We start from the raw sequence: 19,618 nt of genomic DNA, 5'->3' as shown, positions 1-19,618 counted from the left end.
GGACCTTGAGATCGACGCCCAGAAGTACCCGCACAGCGCAGCGATGGATGCCAAGTTGAAGACGCCCGAAGGCAAGGCTGCCTACCGCAAGAGGAAGTGGATCGTGGAGGCGCCCAACGGTTGGATCAAGAGCGTGCTGGGGTTCAGGCAGTTCAGCCTGAGGGGATTGGACAAGGTCAAGGCCGAGTTCAAGCTCGTGTGCCTGGCGCTCAACTTGAGAAGGATGTGCAGTTTGCGCGGTACTTGAGGGGGAAACGGGGCATCGCGGGCCGCGAAACGGAGCCCTCAGACCCGCACAAGGTCGCCGCACAGACCACTCAAAACAACGGGAACGATCAAATCGCCCGAGGCACCGCGCAGTTGCAATCAAATCAGCACGCCAAACGTTCTGCCGCGCAGACTCCTAGGCTGGCACGCCTAGCGGTGCTGCCGGCGCTGTGCTAACTTGCCTGCGGATTGTCGCGCACCCCGTTGCGTGGCGATGACCTCCACACCAACGTGACCGGCAGGGGCTTCACAAGCGATCCCCGTGCCAGACAACGGAGACCTTATGTTCGACTACATCGTCGTCGGCGGTGGATCGGCGGGCTGCGTGCTCGCCGGGCGCCTGAGCGAAGACCCGGCCGTGCGCGTGGCCCTGCTGGAAGCTGGCCCACCCGACCGCAGCGTGCTGATCCATTGCCCGGCGGGCCTGGCCGTGATGGCGAAATACGAACTCAACGGCTGGGGCTATGCCACGGTGCCGCAACCCGGTCTGAACGGCCGGCGCGGTTACCAGCCTCGCGGCAAGGTGCTCGGGGGTTCCAGCTCGATCAACGCCATGATCTACACCCGGGGCCACCCGCAGGACTACGACGGCTGGGCAGCGCAGGGCAATCCGGGGTGGTCGTTTGCCGATGTGTTGCCCTATTTCAAGCGCGCTGAGCACAATCAGCGCGGGGCCGACGCCCTGCACGGCCAGGGTGGACCGCTGAACGTGATGGACCTGCGGTCGCCGAATCCCTTTCTGCCATCGTTCATCGAAGCCGGCCAGCAGGCGGGTTACCCGCTCAACACCGATTTCAATGGCCCCGAACAGGAGGGCATCGGCAGCTACCAGGTCACGCACAAGAATGGCGAGCGTTTCAGTGCCGCCAAGGCCTACCTCACGCCCCACCTGGGACGCTCCAACCTGAAGGTGATCACGCATGCGCTGACCACGCGGGTGCTCACCGAAGCCGTGGGTGGCCAGGCGCGCGCGCAGGGTGTGGAATACCGCCCCGACGGCGGGCGTGGCCCGCTGCAGACGCTCACGCTCAATCCGGGCGGCGAGGTGCTGCTGAGCGCGGGCGCGTTCGGGTCACCTCAGCTGCTGATCCTCTCCGGCATCGGCCCGGCGGCGCAGCTGGCTGAACACGGCATCGGCGTGGTGCACAACCTGCCCGGCGTGGGCGAGAACCTGCACGACCACCCGGACGTGGTGATGGTGGTGAACGCGCCAAAACTGACCGATCTGTTCGGCCTGTCCCTGGCCGGTGTGGCGAAGATGGTCCGGGGCCTGTTCGAATGGCGGCGCAGCCGCAGCGGCTTGCTGACCACCAACTTTGCCGAGGCGGGTGGCTTCATCAAGAGCGCGCCGGAGGAGTCGATTCCCGATCTGCAGCTGCATTTCGTGGTGGGCAAGCTGGTGGACCATGGCCGCAAGACGGTGCTGGGTCACGGCTATTCGTGCCACGTGTGCCTGCTGCGCCCGAAGAGCCGGGGCACGCTGCGTCTGGCCAGCGCCGATCCGCAGGTGATGCCGCTGATCGATCCGGCCTTCCTGCAGGACCCGGACGACGCAGCCCGGCTGGTGCGGGGTTTCAAGGTGATGCGCGAGCTGATGCAGCAGCCGGCGCTGGCCCGCCATGGGGGGGCGGAGTCCAAAGCCTCGGCGCATGCCCGGAGCGATGCGCAGATCGAGCAGTTCGTGCGGTTCCATGCCGACACGATCTACCACCCGGTCGGCACCTGCCGCATGGGGCCGGACGCGATGGCGGTGGTGGACGCCCGCCTGCGGGTGCACGGCGTGGCGGGGTTGCGCGTGGTGGACGCGTCGGTCATGCCGAGCGTGGTGGGCGGCAACACCAATGCCCCGGTGATCATGATGGCCGAGAAGGCCGTCGATATGATCCGGGAGGACCACTCTGCCGAAAGCGCCACACCATGATTCTTGAACACGCCGACATCCGCATCGACCCCGCCCGCACTGCCGAATTTGAAGAAGCCATCCTGCGCGGCGCCAGCACCGTCATCGCCCAGGCCAGAGGCTTCAACGGCTTCAAGGTCAACCGCAGCATTGAAAGCCCGGGCCGCTACATCCTGACGATCTACTGGGACACGCTGGAAGACCACACTGTGGGTTTTCGCCAGTCGCCTGCGTTCGCTGAATGGCGCACCATCGTCGGCCCGTTCTTCCTGCTGCCGCCGGTGGTCGAACACCTGGAGCTTGTCGGAAAGAGTTGACCGACAACGCGTCCGGTGGCGCGTGACTGAACGCCAGGATGCGGTGGAACCGGCTTTGCCGGGCCACTCGCATCGCCCCCTGGGGGGTGACGCCGCGGGCGGCGCGGGGGGAGCCTACTTCTTGCGCATCAGCGTGGACTTGCCGAACAGGCTCTCGATCAGGTCCACGGCCAGTTCGGCGGTGCGGTTGCGCACGTCGAGGGCGGGGTTGAGTTCCATCACGTCCATCGAGGCCAGCCGCCCGGTGTCGGCGATCATTTCCATGCAGAGCTGGGCCTCGCGGTAGGTCGGGCCGCCGGGCACGGTGGTACCCACGCCCGGCGCGATCTCGGGGTCGAGAAAATCGACGTCGAAGCTCACGTGCAGGTGCGTGTTGTGATCCATGCCCATGAGCGCCTGCTCCAGGGTGTGGCGCATGCCCATCTCGTCGATGTAGCGCATGTCGAACACCTCCAGCCCGGCTTCGTGCACGAAGCGCTTCTCACTGGCGTCCACGCTGCGGATGCCGATCTGGCGCACCACGTCGGCGGCGATGGCCGGTGTCTGTCCGCCGATGCCGGTGAGTTCGGCGGGACCGTGGCCGCACAGCACCGCCACCGGCATGCCGTGGATGTTGCCGCTGGGTGTGAGTTCGGCGGTGTTGAAATCGGCGTGGGCGTCGAGCCAGAGCACGCGCAGTGTTTTGCCGGTTTCGCGGCAGTGCCGGGCCACCGCGCTGATGGAGCCGATGCCCAGGCAGTGGTCGCCACCGAGCACGATGGGCAGGTGGCCCCGGGTGAGTTCGGCGTGCACCGCCTCGTGCAGGGTCTGGTTCCAGGCCACCACGGCCGCCAGGTGCCGGTAGCCGTCGACCGGGGGCAGCCAGGGGTTGGCCGGACCGGCAAGGTTGCCGCGGTCCGTGACCCGCAGGCCATGGTTTTCGAGCATGGCCGCAAGACCCGCCACGCGCAGGGCTTCGGGGCCCATGGAGGCGCCGCGGGCGCCCGCGCCGATGTCGGTGGGTACGCCGATGAGGCTGATGTGGTGGTGCATGGCGCGATTGTGCCGCCAACACGCCGGCCCCAGCGTGCGCAGGGGCGCTGTGCCTCTGCGTGCGTCAGCGCATCGAGGACACGTAGGCCACGACCGCGCGCAGGTCGGCGTCGCTCATGTGCACGGTGTTGGCGGTCATGAGCGGGTTGACGCGAGTGCCGATGCTGCCGCGGTAGTTTTGCAGGGTCTGGGTGAGGTAGACCGTCTGCTGTCCGGCCACGCGGGCGAAGGACTCGCTGCCGTGGCCCTGTTCACCGTGGCAGCGCCAGCAGATCTTGTCGTAGTACTGCTTGCCCTTGGCCACCAGCGCCGCATCTTTCACTGGCTGGGGTTTGACGGGCTGGCGCGCGTAGTACACCGCCACGCCCAGCCGTTCGTCCACCGACATGGCCTTGATCAGCCGCTCCATGAATTCGAAACGGCGGCTGCCATCGGCGAACTGGCGCACCTGGGTCAGCAGGTAGGTCGGGTTCTGGCCGGCCAGGTTGGGCACCTCGCTGCTGACGCTGTTGCCACCGTCACCGTGGCAGTTGGCGCAGAACAGGGAGACTTTTTGTCCCATGCGGGCATAGGCTTCCAGCTGCTGTGGGTCCTGCAAGATCACCTTCAGGCGCTCTTCGGGGGTGCCGGTGGGCGGGGTGCCCGCACCGGTCTGGGCCGCCGCTGCGCCACAGACCAAGGCGAAAACCATGCCCAAGGCGGCATGAAGGAATGGAGTGGTGTTCATCTCTTGGATGATGCTATCCACCCCATGATGGGGCACTTGACCCCGGTCAAGCAAGCCGCGGAAAGCGGCGCAGGTTCACATGTTGCGCCGGTACTGGCCCCCCACTTCGAACAGCGCGTGGGTGATCTGGCCCAGCGAGCACACGCGCACCGCGTCCATCAGCACCTCGAACACATTCTTGTTCTCGATCACGGCCTGCTTCAGGCGCGCCAGCTGGACCGGGGCTTCGGCCGCGTGGCGGTCGTGGAAGTCGAGCAGGCGCTGCAGCTGAGACTGTTTTTCCTCGTCGGTCGAGCGCGCCAGTTCGATGGTCTCGGGCGTCTGGTCACCGTGCGGGTTGCGGAAGGTGTTGACGCCGATGATGGGGTACTCGCCGGTGTGCTTGAGCATCTCGTAGTGCATGCTCTCTTCCTGGATCTTGCTGCGCTGGTAGCCGGTCTCCATGGCGCCGAGCACGCCACCGCGTTCGGCGATCTTCTCGAACTCGCTCAGCACGGCTTCTTCGACCAGCTCGGTCAGCTCTTCGATGATGAAGGCGCCCTGGTTGGGGTTCTCGTTCTTGGCCAGACCCCACTCGCGGTTGATGATGAGCTGGATCGCCATCGCGCGGCGCACCGATTCTTCGGTGGGTGTGGTGATGGCTTCGTCGAACGCGTTGGTGTGCAGGCTGTTGCAGTTGTCGTAGATGGCGATCAGCGCCTGCAGCGTGGTGCGGATGTCGTTGAACTGGATTTCCTGCGCGTGCAGGCTGCGCCCGCTGGTCTGCACGTGGTACTTCAGTTTCTGGCTGCGCTCGTTGGCGCCGTAGCGCTCTTTCATCGCCACCGCCCAGATGCGGCGCGCGACGCGGCCGAGCACCGTGTACTCCGGGTCCATGCCATTGCTGAAGAAGAAGCTCAGGTTGGGCGCGAAGTCGTCGATGTGCATGCCACGCGCCAGGTAGGCTTCGACGAACGTGAAACCGTTGCTGAGCGTGAACGCGAGCTGGCTGAGCGGGTTGGCACCGGCTTCGGCGATGTGGTAACCCGAGATCGACACCGAGTAGAAGTTGCGCACGTCGTGGTGCACGAAGTACTCGGCGATGTCGCCCATCACCTTCAATGAGAACTCGGTCGAGAAGATGCAGGTGTTCTGCCCCTGGTCTTCTTTCAGGATGTCGGCCTGCACCGTGCCGCGCACGTTGGCCAGCGTCCAGGCGCGGATCTTCTGGGTCTCGTCGTCGGTCGGATCGCGGCCGTTGTCGGTGCGGAACTTGTGCAGGCTCTGGTCGATGGCGGTGTTCATGAACATCGCCAGGATGCTCGGCGCCGGGCCGTTGATGGTCATGGAGACCGAGGTCGCCGGGTGGCAGAGGTCGAAGCCGCCGTAGAGCACCTTCATGTCGTCCAGCGTGGCGATGGAGACGCCCGAGTTGCCAACCTTGCCGTAGATGTCGGGTCGCGGATCGGGGTCGTTGCCGTACAGCGTGACCGAGTCGAAGGCGGTGGACAGGCGCTTGGCGGGCAGGCCTTCGGACAGCAGCTTGAAGCGGCGGTTGGTGCGGAAGGCATCGCCTTCGCCGGCGAACATGCGGGTCGGGTCTTCCCCTTCGCGCTTGAAGGCGAAAGTGCCGGCGGTGAAGGGGAAGCTGCCCGGCACGTTGTCGAGCATCAGCCATTGGAGGATTTCGCCGTGGTCCTCGTACTGCGGCAGGGCCACCTTGCGGATGGTGGTGCCCGAGAGCGATTTCGTGGTGAGCGCGGTGCGGATTTCCTTGTCGCGGATCTTCACCACGTACTCATCGCCCGCATACGCCTTCTGCATGTCGGGCCACTGCGTGAGCAGCTTGCGAGCCGCCGGATCCTGCTGCAGCTCGCGCGCCTGGGCGAGGTCGATGGCGGCTTCCGAGGCTTTCGGGCGGTTGGGTTTGTCGACCGCCAGCATCTCGGCGGCGGCACGCAACTGCTGGATTTCCCGCGCCAGTTTCGCCTGCGCGCGGGCCTTCTTCTTGTAGCTGCGCACCGTGTCGCTGATCTCGGCCAGGTAGCGTGTGCGCGCCGGCGGCACGATGGGGGTCTGGTTGGTGCTGTGGCGCACGGTGACCCGTGGCAGGTGGCCGTCCGTCAGCGGCAGGCCGAGTTCGGTCAGGCGCACCTTGAGTGCCTGGTAGAGCGCGGTCACGCCGTCGTCGTTGAAGCGCGCGGCCATGGTGCCGAACACCGGCATCTGGTCGGGCATCACGGTGAAGGCCTCGCGGTTGCGCTGGACCTGCTTGGCCACGTCGCGCAACGCGTCGGCCGCGCCCTTGCGGTCGAACTTGTTGATCGCCACGAACTCGGCGAAGTCGAGCATGTCGATCTTCTCCAGCTGGCTGGCGGCGCCGAATTCGGGCGTCATCACGTACATCGGAATGTCCACGTGCGGCACGATGGCCGCGTCGCCCTGGCCGATGCCCGAGGTCTCGACCACGATCAGGTCGAAGCCCGCCACCTTGCAGGCCGCCACCACGTCGGGCAGGGCGGCGCTGATCTCGCTGCTGTTGTCGCGCGTGGCCAGGCTGCGCATGTAGACGCGCTGACCGTTGCTCCAGGGCGCGATCGCATTCATGCGGATGCGGTCGCCCAGCAGGGCGCCACCGCTCTTGCGGCGCGAGGGGTCGATGGAGATCAGGGCAATGCGCAGCGCGTCGTCCTGGTCGAGCCGGAAGCGGCGGATCAGCTCATCGGTCAGGCTGGACTTGCCGGCGCCGCCGGTGCCGGTGATGCCCAGCACCGGGGTCTTGTGGCTGACTGCTGCCTGGCGCATCGCGGCCAGCAGCTTCCCGTCTGACTTGCCGTTCTCTATGGCGGTGATCAGCTGCGCCAGCGCACGCCAGTTCATTTCGGTGTGCCCCTGGATGGCCTCGATGGCCTTGGGCGCATGGCCGCTGATGTCATGGTCGCAACGCATCACCATCTCGCCGATCATGCCGGCCAGGCCCATGCGCTGGCCGTCTTCCGGGCTGTAGATGCGGCCCACGCCATAGTTGTGCAACTCACGGATTTCGGCCGGCACGATCACGCCGCCGCCGCCGCCGAACACCTGGATGTGCTCACCGCCGCGTTGCTTGAGCAGGTCCACCATGTACTTGAAGTACTCCACGTGGCCACCCTGGTAGGAGCTGATGGCGATGCCCTGCACGTCTTCCTGCAAGGCCGCAGTGACCACGTCGTCGACCGAGCGGTTGTGGCCCAGGTGGATCACCTCGGCGCCCATGCCCTGCAGGATGCGGCGCATGATGTTGATGGCGGCGTCGTGGCCATCGAACAGGCTGGCTGCGGTGACGAAGCGCACCTTGTTGGTGGGGCGGTAGCTGGCCAGGGCCTTGAAGTCGGCTGATAGGTCGGTCATGGTCTTGTCTCTCTCGGGCGGGTCTAGGGCCTGTTCACACTATTTTTCCATCTTGGAAAAATAGTGTGAACAGGCCCTGGTGGGTCGTTATTCGATGCGCAGGCCCTTGAGGGCCGTGTCTTCGGGCGGAAAGCGCAGGTTCAGCGCCTTGAGCGTGTCGCGCACCAGGGTGGCGATCATCAGGTTGCGGTGTGTCTTGGAGTTGGCGGGCACCACGGTCCAGGGCGCCCAGGGCGTGCTGGTGGCCCCCAGCAGGTCTTCGTAGGCGCGCTGGTAGTCGGGCCATTGCTTGCGCACGTCCAGGTCCCCGAGGCTGAATTTCCAGTGTTTGTCCGGGTCGTCCACACGCTCCTGCAGGCGCTCGCGCTGCTCGTCGAACCCGATGTGCAGCATGCACTTGAGGATCACCGTGCCGGTCTCGGCCAGCAGGCGTTCGAAGTCGTTGATGTGGGCGTAGCGCTGGCGCGTCTGCTCGGGCGTGATCCACTGGTTGACCACCGGCACGAGCACGTCTTCGTAGTGGCTGCGGTTGAAGACCGTGATGTGCCCGGCGGCCGGCACCTGCTGGTGGATGCGCCAGAGGTAGTCGTGCGCGCGCTCTGGCTCGGTGGGCGCTTTCCAGCCCACGGTGTGCACGCCCAGCGGGCTGGTCTGGCTGAACACGCCGCGCACGGTGCCGTCCTTGCCCGAGGTGTCTGTTCCCTGCAGGACCACCAGCAGCTTGTGGCGGCCGTCGGCGTAAAAGAGGTTTTGCAACCGGTCGATTTCCTGGGCCAGAGACAGCAGCACGGCCTGGTCGGCGTTTTTGTTGCCGACGGAAAAGGGTTTGGCGCCCGGGTTGAACGAGGCCAGAGAGGGGCCCTTGCCGTTCTTCCCGTTTTTGCCATTGCTGGCCGGCTCGATCTGCCAGGCTTGCCAGAGGCTGCCCCTGGCGGCTCGGACAGCCGTGGCCGGGAAGGGCAGTGAAACGTCGCTCGGATTGGGCATGTTGTCTCCGGGAGTTGGGCTGGCAGGGTGCATCAGTGACGACCCGACGTCAACCCGTTTGGATTGACGTTTACGTAAACGTAATGTTAACCCGTTTCGCAAAAAACATGGAGCGCCGAAGCGCTCCATGTTCAAAGGGGACATCCGCTCCTGCGCGCGGAAGGCCCTATTTGTAGAGCACTTCTGGCAACCACATGCCGATGGCGGGGAACAGGTAGAGCAACACGATGGCCAGTACCTGGATGCCCATGAAGGGCAGCATGCCGGCGAAGATCTGGTTCAGCGTCACATGCTTCGGCGCCACACCCTTCAGGTAGAACGCGCTCATGGCGACCGGCGGGCTGAGGAACGCGGTCTGCAGGTTCAGCGCCACCAGCAGGCCGAAGAACAGCGGGTCGACACCGAAGTTGTCCAGCAGCGGGATGAAGATGGGCATGAAGATCACGATGATCTCGGTCCACTCCAGCGGCCAGCCGAGGATGAAGATGATCACCTGGCTCAGGATCAGGAACTCGGTCTTGGTAAGGTTCATGCCGAGCACCCACTGCTCCACCAGCGCCTGCCCGCCGAGCAGCGCGAACGCCGCCGAAAAGATGGCCGAACCGACGAACAGCCAGCAGACCATGGCGCTGGTCTTGGCGGTGAGGAACACGCTTTCCTTCACCACGTTGAAGGTGAGTTGCCGGTAGGCCGCGGCCAGCAGGAAGCCGCCGAGCGCGCCCACTGCTGCCGCCTCGGTGGGCGTGGCCAGGCCAAACACGATCGAACCCAGCACCGACGTGATGAGCACCAGCAGCGGGAAGAAACTGGAGAGCAGCATCTTGAAGACTTCGAGCCGCGCGTAGCTCAGGATGCCGTAGAAGACCGCGAGCGCCAGCGCGCCCACGCCCAGACCGATCCAGTAGCCTTGCGAGGCGGGCTGGGTGGTGGCCGCCGGCTCGGTGCCCGCCGCTGCCGGTGTGGCGGGGACGGCGCCCGGAGGCAGGGCCAGGCTGTCGGCAGGTGGTTCGGTGGTGTCTGCCTCGGCACCTGGGGGCAGGGCCACGGCATCGCTGTCGGCGCCAGGTGGCTCGGCCAGGTCGCCATCGGCGGAGGGTGGCTCGCTCAGGCCCTCTTCTTCGACGGGGGGTTCGGCCAGGCCGCCCGCATCGTCGCCCGATGCTTCAGGGGCTGCGCCTGCGCCCATGGGCTGCAGTTCTTCGTAGGTCTCCACCGCCACCACCCGCGTGGCGCTCTGGTAGCTGAGCACGGCCACGGCGGCGAACAGCAGGGCGGGCAGCATCACGATGCCCAGCTGGCGCAGCATGTAGCCAGCGGGCACGCCGTGGTTGTTGGCGCCCTTCAGACCGTTCAGCAGTCCCCCGAGGGCCCAGGCATTGCCCGTGGCACCCATGCGCATGAGTGGTTCGGGAATCGGTACCCTGCGCTGCTCTGCGCTCAAGGGTGGCGCCCAGGCCGGCTTGACCTTGGCGATGATGATCACGTACAGGATGTACAGGCCCGCGAGCATGAGACCGGGGAAGAAGGCGCCAGCGTAGAGCTTGACCACCGACACGCCCGCGGTGGCACCGTAGACGATGAGCAGCACCGAGGGCGGGATCAGGATACCCAGGCAGCCGCCTGCGGTGATGGAGCCGGCCGTTAGCCGCACATCGTAGCCGGCGCGCAGCATCTGCGGCATGGCCAGCAGGCCCATGAGCGTGACCACCGCACCCACGATGCCGGTGGCGGTGGCGAAGATGGCGCAGGTCACGAGCGTGGCCACGGCCAGCGAGCCGGGCACGCGCGCCAGCGACAGGTGCAGGCTGTGGAACAGCTTTTCGATCAGGTTGGCGCGCTCGACCAGGTAACCCATGAAGACGAACAGCGGGATCGAGATCAGCACGTCGTTGCTCATCACCGAGAAAGCGCGCTGCACCATCAGGTCCAGCGTCTGCTGGATCGCTCCCGCGGAGGTCTGGTCGCCTGAGTGGTAAGCGAAAAACGCGAACAGCATGCCCATGCCCATGAGCGTGAACGCGGTGGGAAAGCCGAGCATGATGGCCACGACCACCAGTGACAGCATGAGCAGGCCGTAGTGGCCGTTGGTCATGGTCGGTGCGCTGATCACCATGGCCAGCACGCCCGCCAGGATCAGGCCCATCAGCCCGAAGCCGAACCAGAGCTCTTTGCGGATCTTCATGGCTGGCCGCCTTTCTGGGCGACCACCAACTGGTCGAGACTTTCGATGTCGCTGTCTTTCACATGGACCATCTCCTTGAGCTTGTCCACATCGACTTCTTCCACGTCCTCCTCCCGCGTGGGCCAGGCGCCCGTTTTCAGGCAGATCAGGCAGCGCAGGATCTCCACCAGCCCCTGCAGCAGCAGCAGGGCACCCGCCACGGGCACGACGAACTTGAAGGGGTAGATCGGCAACGGGTCGGCGTTGAAGGTCTGTTCGCGGATCGCCAGCGAGTCGTTGGCGAAAGTCCAGCCGGCCCAGGTCAGCGCCACGATGCCGGGCAGGAAGAACACGATGTACAACGCCAGGTCGATGGACGCCTGGGTGCGCGGCTCGAAGAATCCGTAGAGCACATCGCCGCGCACATGGCCGTTCTTGGCCAGGGTGTAGGCGCCAGCGGTCATGAAGAGCAGGCCGTACAGCATGATCTGCGCGTCCAGCACCCAGGCGTGTGGCGTGTTGAGCACGTAACGCGAAAACACCTCCCAGCTGATCAGCAGGGTCAACCCCACCACCGCCCAGGCGCAGAGCTTGCCGAACCATGTCGAGGCGCGATCCACCGCCCAGAGAAATTGTTGCATCGTGAGTCCCGTCTGAAACAGAAAGGGGCGCCGGTGGCGCCCCTGTGTGCAAGCGAAGGATCAGCCTTTCTTGGCGCCCTTGCCGAAGTAGTGGTTGTAGGCCATCTTGAAGTCGACCGTGTAGTCGTTCTGCCATTGGCCGGCACGCTGCGCAAAGGCGCGCTGGCTGTCGAGCACCTTCTTGAACATGGCGTTCTCGCCACCCTTCTTGGCCATGATCTTGTCCCAGGCCGTGAGCTGCGCGCGCAGGATGGCGTCGGGTGTCTTGTAGAACTTCACGCCCTTTTTCTTCAGATCAATGTAGTCCTCCGAATTGCGCTGGATCGCTTTCCAGCTCATGTCGGCGCTGGCCGCCTGAACCGCGTAGTCCACGATGGCCTTGAGCTCGGCGGGCAGGGCCTTGAGCTTGGCGGAATTGAACAAGATCTCGAACTGCTCGCCGCTCTGGTGGAAGCTTTGGAGCATGCAGTTCTTCACCACGTCGGGGAAGCCCAGCAGGTTGTCGGAGCTGGCGTTGTTGAACTCGGCGCCGTCGATCAGACCGCGGTCCAGCGCGGGCACGATCTCGCCACCGGGCAAGGGGTTCACCGCTGCGCCCATGTCGGTGTACATGTCCACCGCCAGACCCACGGTGCGGAACTTCACGCCTTTGAGGTCTTCTGCCTTGGCGATCGGCTTCTTGAACCAGCCGAAGGGCTGGGTCGGCATCGGGCCGTAGAGGTAAGAAGTGACGTCCAGGTTCAGGCTCTTGTAGATCTCGGCCAACAGGTCCTTGCCGCCACCGTAGTTGTGCCAGGCCAGCAGCATGTTGGGGTCCATGCCGAAGGACGGGCCGGAACCCCAAAGGGCCAGCGCCGAGTTCTTGCCGTAGTGGTAAGCCACCACGCCGTGACCACCGTCCAGCGTGCCCTTGGCCACGGCTTCGAGCAACTGGAACGCGGGCACCACGGCACCCGCCGGGAGTACCTCAATCTTGAGCTTGCCACCCGCCATGTCGTTGACCTTCTTGGCGAAGTCGGCGGCGTATTCGTGGAAGATGTCTTTCGAGGGCCAGGTGCTCTGAAACCGCAGGCTGGTCGTTTGCGCGGTCGCGATCATCGGGACCGACATGGTGCCCGCAGCGACGGCCGCACCTTTGATCATGTTGCGGCGTGAAGAGGTGGGTTTGTTCTCGCTCATCGGTATGTCTCCAGTATGAAAGGGCATTTCATCATGCGCCGCGCCTCCCTCGGATTGGTGCAGGGTTTTCACCAACGGCTGTCATCCATGCGACGCAAAGAACTTGTTTCCAGAGGGGTTTCTGATTTCGGGTAAGCGTGGTTCCGGATACATGTCAACGCAAGAAAACACGACCTGGCCGGCACGGATTCCGCCCTCACTACAATACCTGTTGGGGTATGCGTGGGGCGTTCCGGTGACAGAGCCCTGGGTGCAAACCCCGCTTTACACAGGAGCCGACATGACCACCGTCCACGATCCCGAACGCAAACGCGCCCTGGTGCTCCGACTCAAGCGCGTGGAGGGACAGCTGCGCGGCATCCAGAAGCTGCTCGAATCCGATGCCGACTGCGAGAAGGTTGCGCAGCAGCTGGCGGCGGCGCGCAAGGCGCTGGACAAGACCTTTTTCACCATGGTCGGCTGTGTCATTGCCCAGGGTGACCTGCCGGCGGACGACGTCGCCGATATGCTGGCGCGTTTTTCCTGACCTTGCAGGGGCAGCGCCCCAGGAGCTTCACCATGAAACCGATCCAGCTGTTTGACCCCGCTTCCAGCACTTTCACCTATGTGCTGTTTGATCAGTTGACGCGCGACGCGCTCATCATCGACCCGGTGGACGACCAGATCGAGCGCGACCTGGCCATCCTGCGCGAGTACGGCCTGAAGCTGGTCTGGACCGTGGAAACCCACGCCCACGCCGACCACATCACCAGTGCCGGCCAGCTGGCCGAACTCGCCGGTGCCCGCACGGCCGCCCCGCAGGGCTGCGGCATCGGCACCGCGGGCATCCAGCTGCAGCACGGCGACACGCTGCCGTTTGGCGGGGAGACTTTGCAGGCCCTGCACACCCCGGGTCACACGGCCGGCAGCATGAGCTATGTCTGGCGCGACCACGTCTTCACCGGCGACACCCTGCTCATCAATGGTTGCGGTCGCACCGACTTCCAGTCCGGCAGCGCGAGCGAGCTGTACCGCAGCCTGACCGAGGTGCTGTTTGCCTTGCCCGATGCCACCACCGTCTGGCCCGGTCACGACTACCAGGGCCGCACGCATTCCACGATCGGTCAGGAAAAGAACAGCAATGCCCGCGTGGCGGGCAAGAGCGAGGCCGAGTTCGTCGCGATCATGGAATCGTTGCAGTTGCCCAAGCCGAGGCGCATCGACGAGGCCGTGCCGGCCAACCTCAGCTCGGGCCTGCGCCACGATGTTGATGGCGCCTGGCTGCTGCATCCGCGCCCGGTGGCGGCAGCGCACCAGGGCTCCTATGCGGGCGATGTCTCGCCCCAGCTGGCATGGCGGTGGGTGCAGGCGGGTGAGGCGGTGCTGGTGGACGTGCGCAGCGACGCCGAGCGCGAATGGGTCGGTTTCGTGCCGGGCGCGGTGCCGGTGGCCTGGAAGCAGTGGCCCGGCATGGCCATGAATCCGGAGTTTGACGAGCGCATCCGGCAGGCAGCTTCTGAGGGACAGAAGCTGGTACTGCTGTGCCGCAGCGGCGTGCGTTCGATCGCGGCGGCCAAGCGCGCGACCGAACTGGGCCTGGAGGCCTACAACATCCTGGAAGGCTTTGAGGGTGATCCGGATGCCCACGCCCACCGGGGGCTCAAGGGCGGCTGGCGCCACCACGGCCTGCCCTGGCGGCAGAACTGACACCGAGCGCTGCAAGGCCCCTGTACGGGCGTGACGGTGGTCTGAACATGCCGCTTGTCGGTCCGGTTACATCAAACTTGAGAAAAAAGTGTAACAAGACCTGTCAATCCTGACAGGGGGTGTGCGGGCTGTCACGCATTTCTTTTTTCAATGGGATTTCCTTGTCTGACAGGAGATCTCCATGGAAATGCTCGAACTCACCCGCAGCAAAACGGCCGTCAATCCGGCTTTTGCGGCCCACCTCTGCGATCGCATCGAACGCGACTTCATTCAGCGCTGGAACCACCAATGGGGCGGCCGATCACTGGTGCACGGACGCGACCCGGGGTCGGATGCGGTCCGGCTGAACGGCAACGACTACCTGAGCGTGACGGGCCACCCGGCCATCGTCAGCGCGCAAATGGCAGCGATCCGCCAGGATGGGGACTTCGTCATTCAGTCCGGGTCGTTCCTGCTGGAGAGCCATCCCGTGCGCGCGTTCGAAAAGAAGATGGCAGCGTGGATCGGCAAGGACGACGGGGTGCTGTGCCAATCGGGATATGCGGCCAACGTGGGCCTGCTCCAGTGCATCGCCGACGAGCAGACGCCGGTCTATATCGACATGCTGGCGCACACCTCACTGTGGGAAGGCGCACGGCGGGCCGGTGCACCAACCCATCCGTTCCGGCACAACGATGTGGATCACCTGCGCCGCCTGATCGGCCAACATGGCGGGGGTCTCGTGGTGGTGGATTCGGTCTACAGCACCACCGGGTCCGTGGCGCCTTTGACGGAGCTGGTGGACCTGGCCGAAGCGGGCGGCTGCATGATCCTGGTGGACGAGTCGCACTCGCTCGGCACCCACGGACCCGGAGGCGCCGGCCTGTGTGTCGAACTCGGGCTCTCCAGCCGGGTGCACTTCATCACGGCCAGCCTGGCCAAGGCCTTTGCCGGGCGCGCGGGTTACTTCAACATCCCGACAGGCCTGCGCAACTACATCCTGAGCACCAGCCATCACAACATCTTCAGTTCGTGTCTGCTGCCGCACGAGGTGGCCGCGCTCAACGCCACCCTGGATGTCATCAAGGGGTGCCACGCCGAGCGTGAGCGCCTGCACCGCCACTCGCTCAGGATGCGCCAGGACTTCATCGACCAGGGGTTTCCGGTGTACCACGGCACCGAGCAGATCATCGCGCTGGAGGCGGGGCCCGAGCCGGACACGCTGGTCTTGCGGGACCTGCTGGAAGAGCGGGGCATCTTTGGTGCGGTCTTCTGCGCACCGGCCACGGCGCGCAACCGGTCCCTCGTCCGACTGACCTTGAGCGCGGCGCTGACCGATGCCGAAATGGACCATGTCGCCGGGGTGGCGCGCGAGATCGCGCCGCTGGTCAAGCCCTGGGATTGGCCGGTCGCGCGGCGATCCCGTGGCGCAGCCACTCAGGCGTCCTGAATCTTGCGCGTACCCTGGACATCCAGAAAGTTGCGATACGGGTAGATGGGCTGCGGCAGGTCGGCTTCTGCCAGCTTGAAGCTGGCCGCCATGAGCAGTCCATCGTCTCCCACATCGAAGGATCGCGCGGTGCGGATGGGACCGTGCAGGCCCAGTTGCTGGTGCAGCTCCACCGCGGGCAGCAGCTGCCCCGCAGCGACGGCACGCGCCACGTCAAAACCGAGACCGGCGGAGGTGGCCAGTTCCGCCAGATCGGGCAGACCGTTGCTCGGTTCCAGTTGCAGCCATTCGCACCGGCCCGACGCATCCAGGCCGAGCAGACCGAACGGTTCGCCCAGGACCACGTATTCGATCCAGTGCTTCAGGGCATGGGCCTGGAGCGTGCGCGCGACCGAAGGGACCTGCAGCAGCGATTGTTGTGAGGGCTGGAGGACGGCGCGCCAGAGGGTGTTGAGCCGGGGGTGGGGGGCGTGGGTCAGTTTCGCCAGTGCCGTCAGCAACCGACCGGTGATGTCGGCAGCCTGCTTGGGAATGAACTGGTCGATGAGGCCACTGTTGAACGCCTGGATGGCGACCTGCTCGTCGGCCTGCCCGGTGAGCAGCACGCGTGCGCCTGGCCAGTCCAGCAGGGTGGTGAGCACTTTCAGGCCATCGGTGCCGGGCATGGCGTAGTCCACCACGCAGACCTGAGCGAGCTGGTAGCGGTCCGTGCTGCCGGCCCAGTAACGCAGCACCTGGGGAATGAGGGACTGTCCCCGGCGCCAGCGTTCGATCATCTGCAGGTGCATGCCGGCGTCGGCCTCCCAGCGCGCGGGTTCATCGCGCATGCGCTCGGCAAAACCCGAAGGGCGGCTGAACAGTTCGACTTGCAGGTGGCTGGGCAAGACCATGCCCAGCATCTCCAGGTAGTCGAGATCGTCGTCGAGAAACAGCAGGCTGCCCGAACGGTGGTAGAGAGGGAGCTTGAGGGCCATGTCGTTTGTCCGGAAGGTGGGGAGCGCTCAGGCGGCGGGGGTGACGTGCAGGGGCAGATCGATCACGAAGACCGCACCCTCGCCGGGTTCGGAATGCACGCTGATCTGTCCTTTGACGGTCTCCACCACGTTCTTGCAGAAGGTCAGGCCCAGGCCACTGCCCACGCCCGTCTGGGTGGAAAAAAAAGGCTCGAAGATGAGCTGCTGGTGTTCGTGGGGAATGCCCAGGCCTTTGTCGGCCACCGCCAGCCGGCCTTTGCCGCGGTATACGCCCACCGTGATGCGCAGATCACCGGGGCCTGAAGCATGGCTGGACGCGGCCAGCGAATGCAGGGCGTTCTTGATCAGGTTGCCCAGCATTTGTGAGAACAGGGCCCGGGAGCCCATGAAGCAGAAATCCTGCTGGATAAACACGTCAACACAATCCCGTTCGCGCGAAGAACGGTAGGGATGGTTGGCCACCACCTCCTGCACCAGCTCCGCCGCATGGACGGAAGACTTTTCATGGGGCAGGCGCAGCAGCTGGGCGTTGGAGATCTGGGTGTCGATCTGGCGGTTCATGCTGCGCACCAGGTTTTGCAGCCGGGTCGCCAGGTCTTCAATCTTCTTTCGCTTGTGGTCGGGCATGTCGTGCTGGGCCTGGTTGCGCAGCACGTCGCCCAGCAGGTCCACCGTGGCCAGCGGCGTGCGCAGTTCGTGCGCCATCACCGCCATCGTGCTCAAGGTGTTGATCAGGCGGGTCCGGCGCAGGTTGGCACTGGAGAATCCCAGCAGGAAGGCCGTACCCCAGGCGAAACCGAGCACGAAGTGGTTTTCCAGCGGAATGTTGAGCCCCGGGAGTTCCGGCGTTCGTTGCCCCATGTACGCCAGCCAGCTGATCAGGATGCCGGCCGTGCTACCCAGGGTGGCCAGTCGCCAGTCGGTCATGTGGTAGTAGATGAGAAACATGGCGCTGACGCTGGCGAGCCAGACCGGATTGCCCCCATTCATCCAGTACATCCAGAAAAAGAAAACCGGCATGACCAGCCAGCAGACGATGGAATACAGCCAGGCACCCCGGTAGGAGCTGTTGTCTCGCGAGAGCAGGGGCAAGAACAGGAGTGCCCCCGAACAGGCCGCAACGATTCTCAGGAACAGGCTCTCATAGGGTTGCGGCACGACAACCTTCCAGATGCCGTAAAAAAGCAGATTGCCAAAAAATACCGAGAAACCTGCCCATCGAAGCCGGGTGGTCGATGGGTGCAAAATAGGCTCCATGGGCGCATGCACGAGCTCGCCCAGCAGCCAGTGCCAAATCCAGGCTTTGGCGCTGTGAACCCGCAAACGATCCAACGACAACATGTTCTCCTTGCACCATCCGCATGACCTCCCTCGCCGAGTGCGGGAGCGGTGTGCTTCGATTGTCCATGGTGTGAAGGGGGCGCGAGCATGACCCTGCCTGTCAACTTTGACAGTGTGAGCGTGGATGCGATCCTCGCGGACTGGGTCTGTGCCATCGGCGATCAGGGTGTGGACGCGGTGGTGGTGCTGGGTCCGAACCCCCTGGGCGGGCGGGACGACCGCCAGGTGTTGGCGGTGCATCCGCCCCGCATGCTGGCGCAGGCGCAGGCGCTGGCCGAGAGTAGTGATTTTGGTGCCGGCTGGCGCGACAGCGATGCGCCCCTGGTGGCCTGGCAAGACATTTCCAAATCGGCTTACGCCGAACAGGCCGGCCGCTGGCGCCGTCTGTGGCTGGCCCATGGCCACCGCACGCTGGTGCGCGTGGCGTTCAGCCTGCCGGCCGGGAGAGCGTTCGAATGTTTCATGTTCAGCCCGCGGGCCTTTGCCGGGCGGCCCGAGGCCGCCGAGTTGGCGTGGTCGGCCTTCAACATCTGGCCCATGCTCCGACGCGCCATCGCCGAACAGCGGCTGAGCCTGAGCCCGCGCGAGCAGGAAAGCCTGAACCTGGCTTTCGAAGGACTGACCGCGCGCGAAACCGCGCTGCGCATGGACTGCTCCGAGCGCACGGTGAACTACCACCTGGCCAATGCCATGGCCAAACTGCAGACCGACAACAAGCTCGCCGCCGTGCAGCGGGCCTGCTGGATCGGCCTGATCTGAATCCCTTTCGCGCCGGATCTATGGCCCATGGTGCGATGCCGCAAAAGCGGTGTCCGCGCGTGGTCATAATGCGCGCATGACTTTTTTGGCCCTGGATGTTGGGAACACCCGCCTGAAATGGGCGTTGTACGACGCGCCCCGCGTGGGTGCCCGTTTGCTGGCGCATGGTGCCCAGTTTCTGGAGAACATTGAAAAACTGGCCGATGGCGACTGGTGCGATCTGCCGGCACCGCGCTGGGTGGTCGGCTGCATCGTGGCCGGTGACGCGGTCAAGCAGCGCGTGCAGGAACAGCTCGAGCTGTGGGATGTGAGTCCACAGTGGGTGATTTCCAGCAGCGAGGAGGCGGGCCTGGTCAATGGCTACGACCACCCTGCGCGGCTCGGCTCCGACCGCTGGGTCGCCATGATCGGCGCGCGCCAGCGCCTGCTCTCGCAAGGGCCTGCACGGCCGTGTGTGGTGGTGATGGTGGGCACCGCCGTGACCGTGGAGGCCATCGACACCGAGGGCCGGTTTCTCGGCGGCATCATCCTGCCGGGCCACGGCATCATGCTGCGCGCACTGGAGTCCGGCACGGCCGGCCTGCACGTGCCCACCGGCGAAGTGCGTGACTTTCCCACCAACACCAGCGACGCGCTCACCAGCGGCGGCACCTTTGCCATCGCGGGCGCGGTGCAGCGCATGGTGGAGAACCTGCAGCGCCACTGCGGCGAACCCCCCGTGGCCTACATGACCGGTGGCGCCGGCTGGAAAATGGCGCCCAGCATGTCCATCCCCTTCGAGCTGGTCGACAGCCTGATCTTTGACGGCTTGCTGGAAGTGGCCGACAAAAGGCTGGGGTAACCCCCCGC

General features: G+C 65.2%; 17 protein-coding genes and 1 pseudogene. 9 read left to right on the top strand and 9 right to left on the bottom strand.

The features are described from left to right. The 3 genes from AC0GNO_RS20940 to AC0GNO_RS20930 form a co-directional block, all read left to right on the top strand. Positions 1-247, top strand: a 247-nt coding sequence (locus tag AC0GNO_RS20940; protein WP_472905363.1) for a transposase, incomplete at its 5' end; no start/stop codon positions are given. Positions 248-550: 303 nt separating this feature from the next. Then, positions 551-2,188: a GMC family oxidoreductase gene (locus AC0GNO_RS20935; protein ID WP_472905362.1), complete on the top strand. Its 1,638-nt coding sequence runs from the start codon at positions 551-553 to the stop codon at positions 2,186-2,188. Next, entirely contained in the window at positions 2,185-2,484 is a 300-nt protein-coding gene (locus AC0GNO_RS20930; protein ID WP_472886888.1) for an antibiotic biosynthesis monooxygenase family protein, read from the top strand. The genes AC0GNO_RS20935 and AC0GNO_RS20930 overlap by 4 nt, the downstream gene beginning before the upstream one ends. Before the next feature lie 114 nt (positions 2,485-2,598). Here the strand turns inward: AC0GNO_RS20930 and rocF are convergent, their stop codons facing one another. The 7 genes from rocF to AC0GNO_RS20895 form a co-directional block, all read right to left on the bottom strand. Beyond that, positions 2,599-3,516 (bottom strand): arginase, encoded by a 918-nt coding sequence (gene rocF, locus AC0GNO_RS20925; RefSeq protein ID WP_472905361.1) that lies wholly within the window; start codon positions 3,514-3,516, stop codon positions 2,599-2,601. 64 nt (positions 3,517-3,580) lie between these two features. Then, positions 3,581-4,243 carry a c-type cytochrome gene (locus AC0GNO_RS20920; protein ID WP_472905360.1) on the bottom strand — a complete coding sequence of 221 codons (663 nt, stop codon included), beginning with the start codon at positions 4,241-4,243 and terminating at the stop codon, positions 3,581-3,583. 75 nt (positions 4,244-4,318) lie between these two features. Beyond that, entirely contained in the window at positions 4,319-7,612 is a 3,294-nt protein-coding gene (gene icmF / locus AC0GNO_RS20915) for a fused isobutyryl-CoA mutase/GTPase IcmF (protein WP_472905359.1), read from the bottom strand. Positions 7,613-7,699: 87 nt separating this feature from the next. Continuing rightward, complete coding sequence (locus AC0GNO_RS20910) at positions 7,700-8,599, bottom strand: PPK2 family polyphosphate kinase (protein WP_472905358.1); 900 nt, start codon at positions 8,597-8,599, stop codon at positions 7,700-7,702. 166 nt (positions 8,600-8,765) lie between these two features. Then, positions 8,766-10,781: a TRAP transporter large permease gene (locus tag AC0GNO_RS20905; protein ID WP_472905357.1), complete on the bottom strand. Its 2,016-nt coding sequence runs from the start codon at positions 10,779-10,781 to the stop codon at positions 8,766-8,768. Next, entirely contained in the window at positions 10,778-11,401 is a 624-nt protein-coding gene (locus AC0GNO_RS20900) for a TRAP transporter small permease subunit (RefSeq protein WP_472886894.1), read from the bottom strand. The genes AC0GNO_RS20905 and AC0GNO_RS20900 overlap by 4 nt, the downstream gene beginning before the upstream one ends. A 60-nt stretch (positions 11,402-11,461) precedes the next feature. Further along, positions 11,462-12,580: a TRAP transporter substrate-binding protein gene (locus AC0GNO_RS20895; protein ID WP_472905356.1), complete on the bottom strand. Its 1,119-nt coding sequence runs from the start codon at positions 12,578-12,580 to the stop codon at positions 11,462-11,464. 280 nt (positions 12,581-12,860) lie between these two features. Between AC0GNO_RS20895 and AC0GNO_RS20890 the strand changes: the two genes are divergently transcribed. The 4 genes and pseudogenes from AC0GNO_RS20890 (at position 12,861) to cqsA (ending at position 15,695) form a co-directional block, all read left to right on the top strand. Further along, positions 12,861-13,106, top strand: coding sequence for a metal-sensitive transcriptional regulator (locus AC0GNO_RS20890; RefSeq protein ID WP_305724998.1), 246 nt, complete (start codon positions 12,861-12,863; stop codon positions 13,104-13,106). 32 nt (positions 13,107-13,138) lie between these two features. Continuing rightward, positions 13,139-13,639: pseudogene (locus AC0GNO_RS20885) on the top strand (MBL fold metallo-hydrolase); the annotation flags it as partial. Between the two features lie 219 nt (positions 13,640-13,858). Beyond that, positions 13,859-14,266, top strand: coding sequence for a rhodanese-like domain-containing protein (locus AC0GNO_RS20880; RefSeq protein WP_472905364.1), 408 nt, complete (start codon positions 13,859-13,861; stop codon positions 14,264-14,266). A 181-nt stretch (positions 14,267-14,447) separates the two neighbouring features. After that, positions 14,448-15,695: an alpha-hydroxyketone-type quorum-sensing autoinducer synthase gene (cqsA, locus tag AC0GNO_RS20875; protein ID WP_472905355.1), complete on the top strand. Its 1,248-nt coding sequence runs from the start codon at positions 14,448-14,450 to the stop codon at positions 15,693-15,695. Here cqsA and AC0GNO_RS20870 read toward each other — a convergent pair. Beyond that, positions 15,683-16,669, bottom strand: coding sequence for a response regulator (locus AC0GNO_RS20870; RefSeq protein WP_472886897.1), 987 nt, complete (start codon positions 16,667-16,669; stop codon positions 15,683-15,685). The two genes, cqsA and AC0GNO_RS20870, sit on opposite strands and share 13 nt — an antisense overlap. Positions 16,670-16,696: 27 nt before the next feature. After that, a complete protein-coding gene (locus tag AC0GNO_RS20865) occupies positions 16,697-17,827 on the bottom strand; it encodes a sensor histidine kinase (protein ID WP_472886898.1) in 1,131 nt (376 codons plus the stop codon). Positions 17,828-18,097: 270 nt separating this feature from the next. On the opposite strand from AC0GNO_RS20865, the gene AC0GNO_RS20860 reads away from it, so the two are divergent. Both AC0GNO_RS20860 and AC0GNO_RS20855 read left to right on the top strand, forming a co-directional pair. Next, on the top strand, positions 18,098-18,769 hold the full coding sequence (locus AC0GNO_RS20860; protein WP_472886899.1) for a helix-turn-helix transcriptional regulator: 672 nt from the start codon (positions 18,098-18,100) through the stop codon (positions 18,767-18,769). Between the two features lie 76 nt (positions 18,770-18,845). Next, positions 18,846-19,610, top strand: coding sequence for a type III pantothenate kinase (locus AC0GNO_RS20855; protein ID WP_472905354.1), 765 nt, complete (start codon positions 18,846-18,848; stop codon positions 19,608-19,610). The last annotated feature ends 8 nt before the right edge of the window (positions 19,611-19,618 follow it).

This window comes from Hydrogenophaga sp. L310 (assembly GCF_055703065.1).
This window is presented reverse-complemented; position numbering and strand designations above follow the sequence as displayed.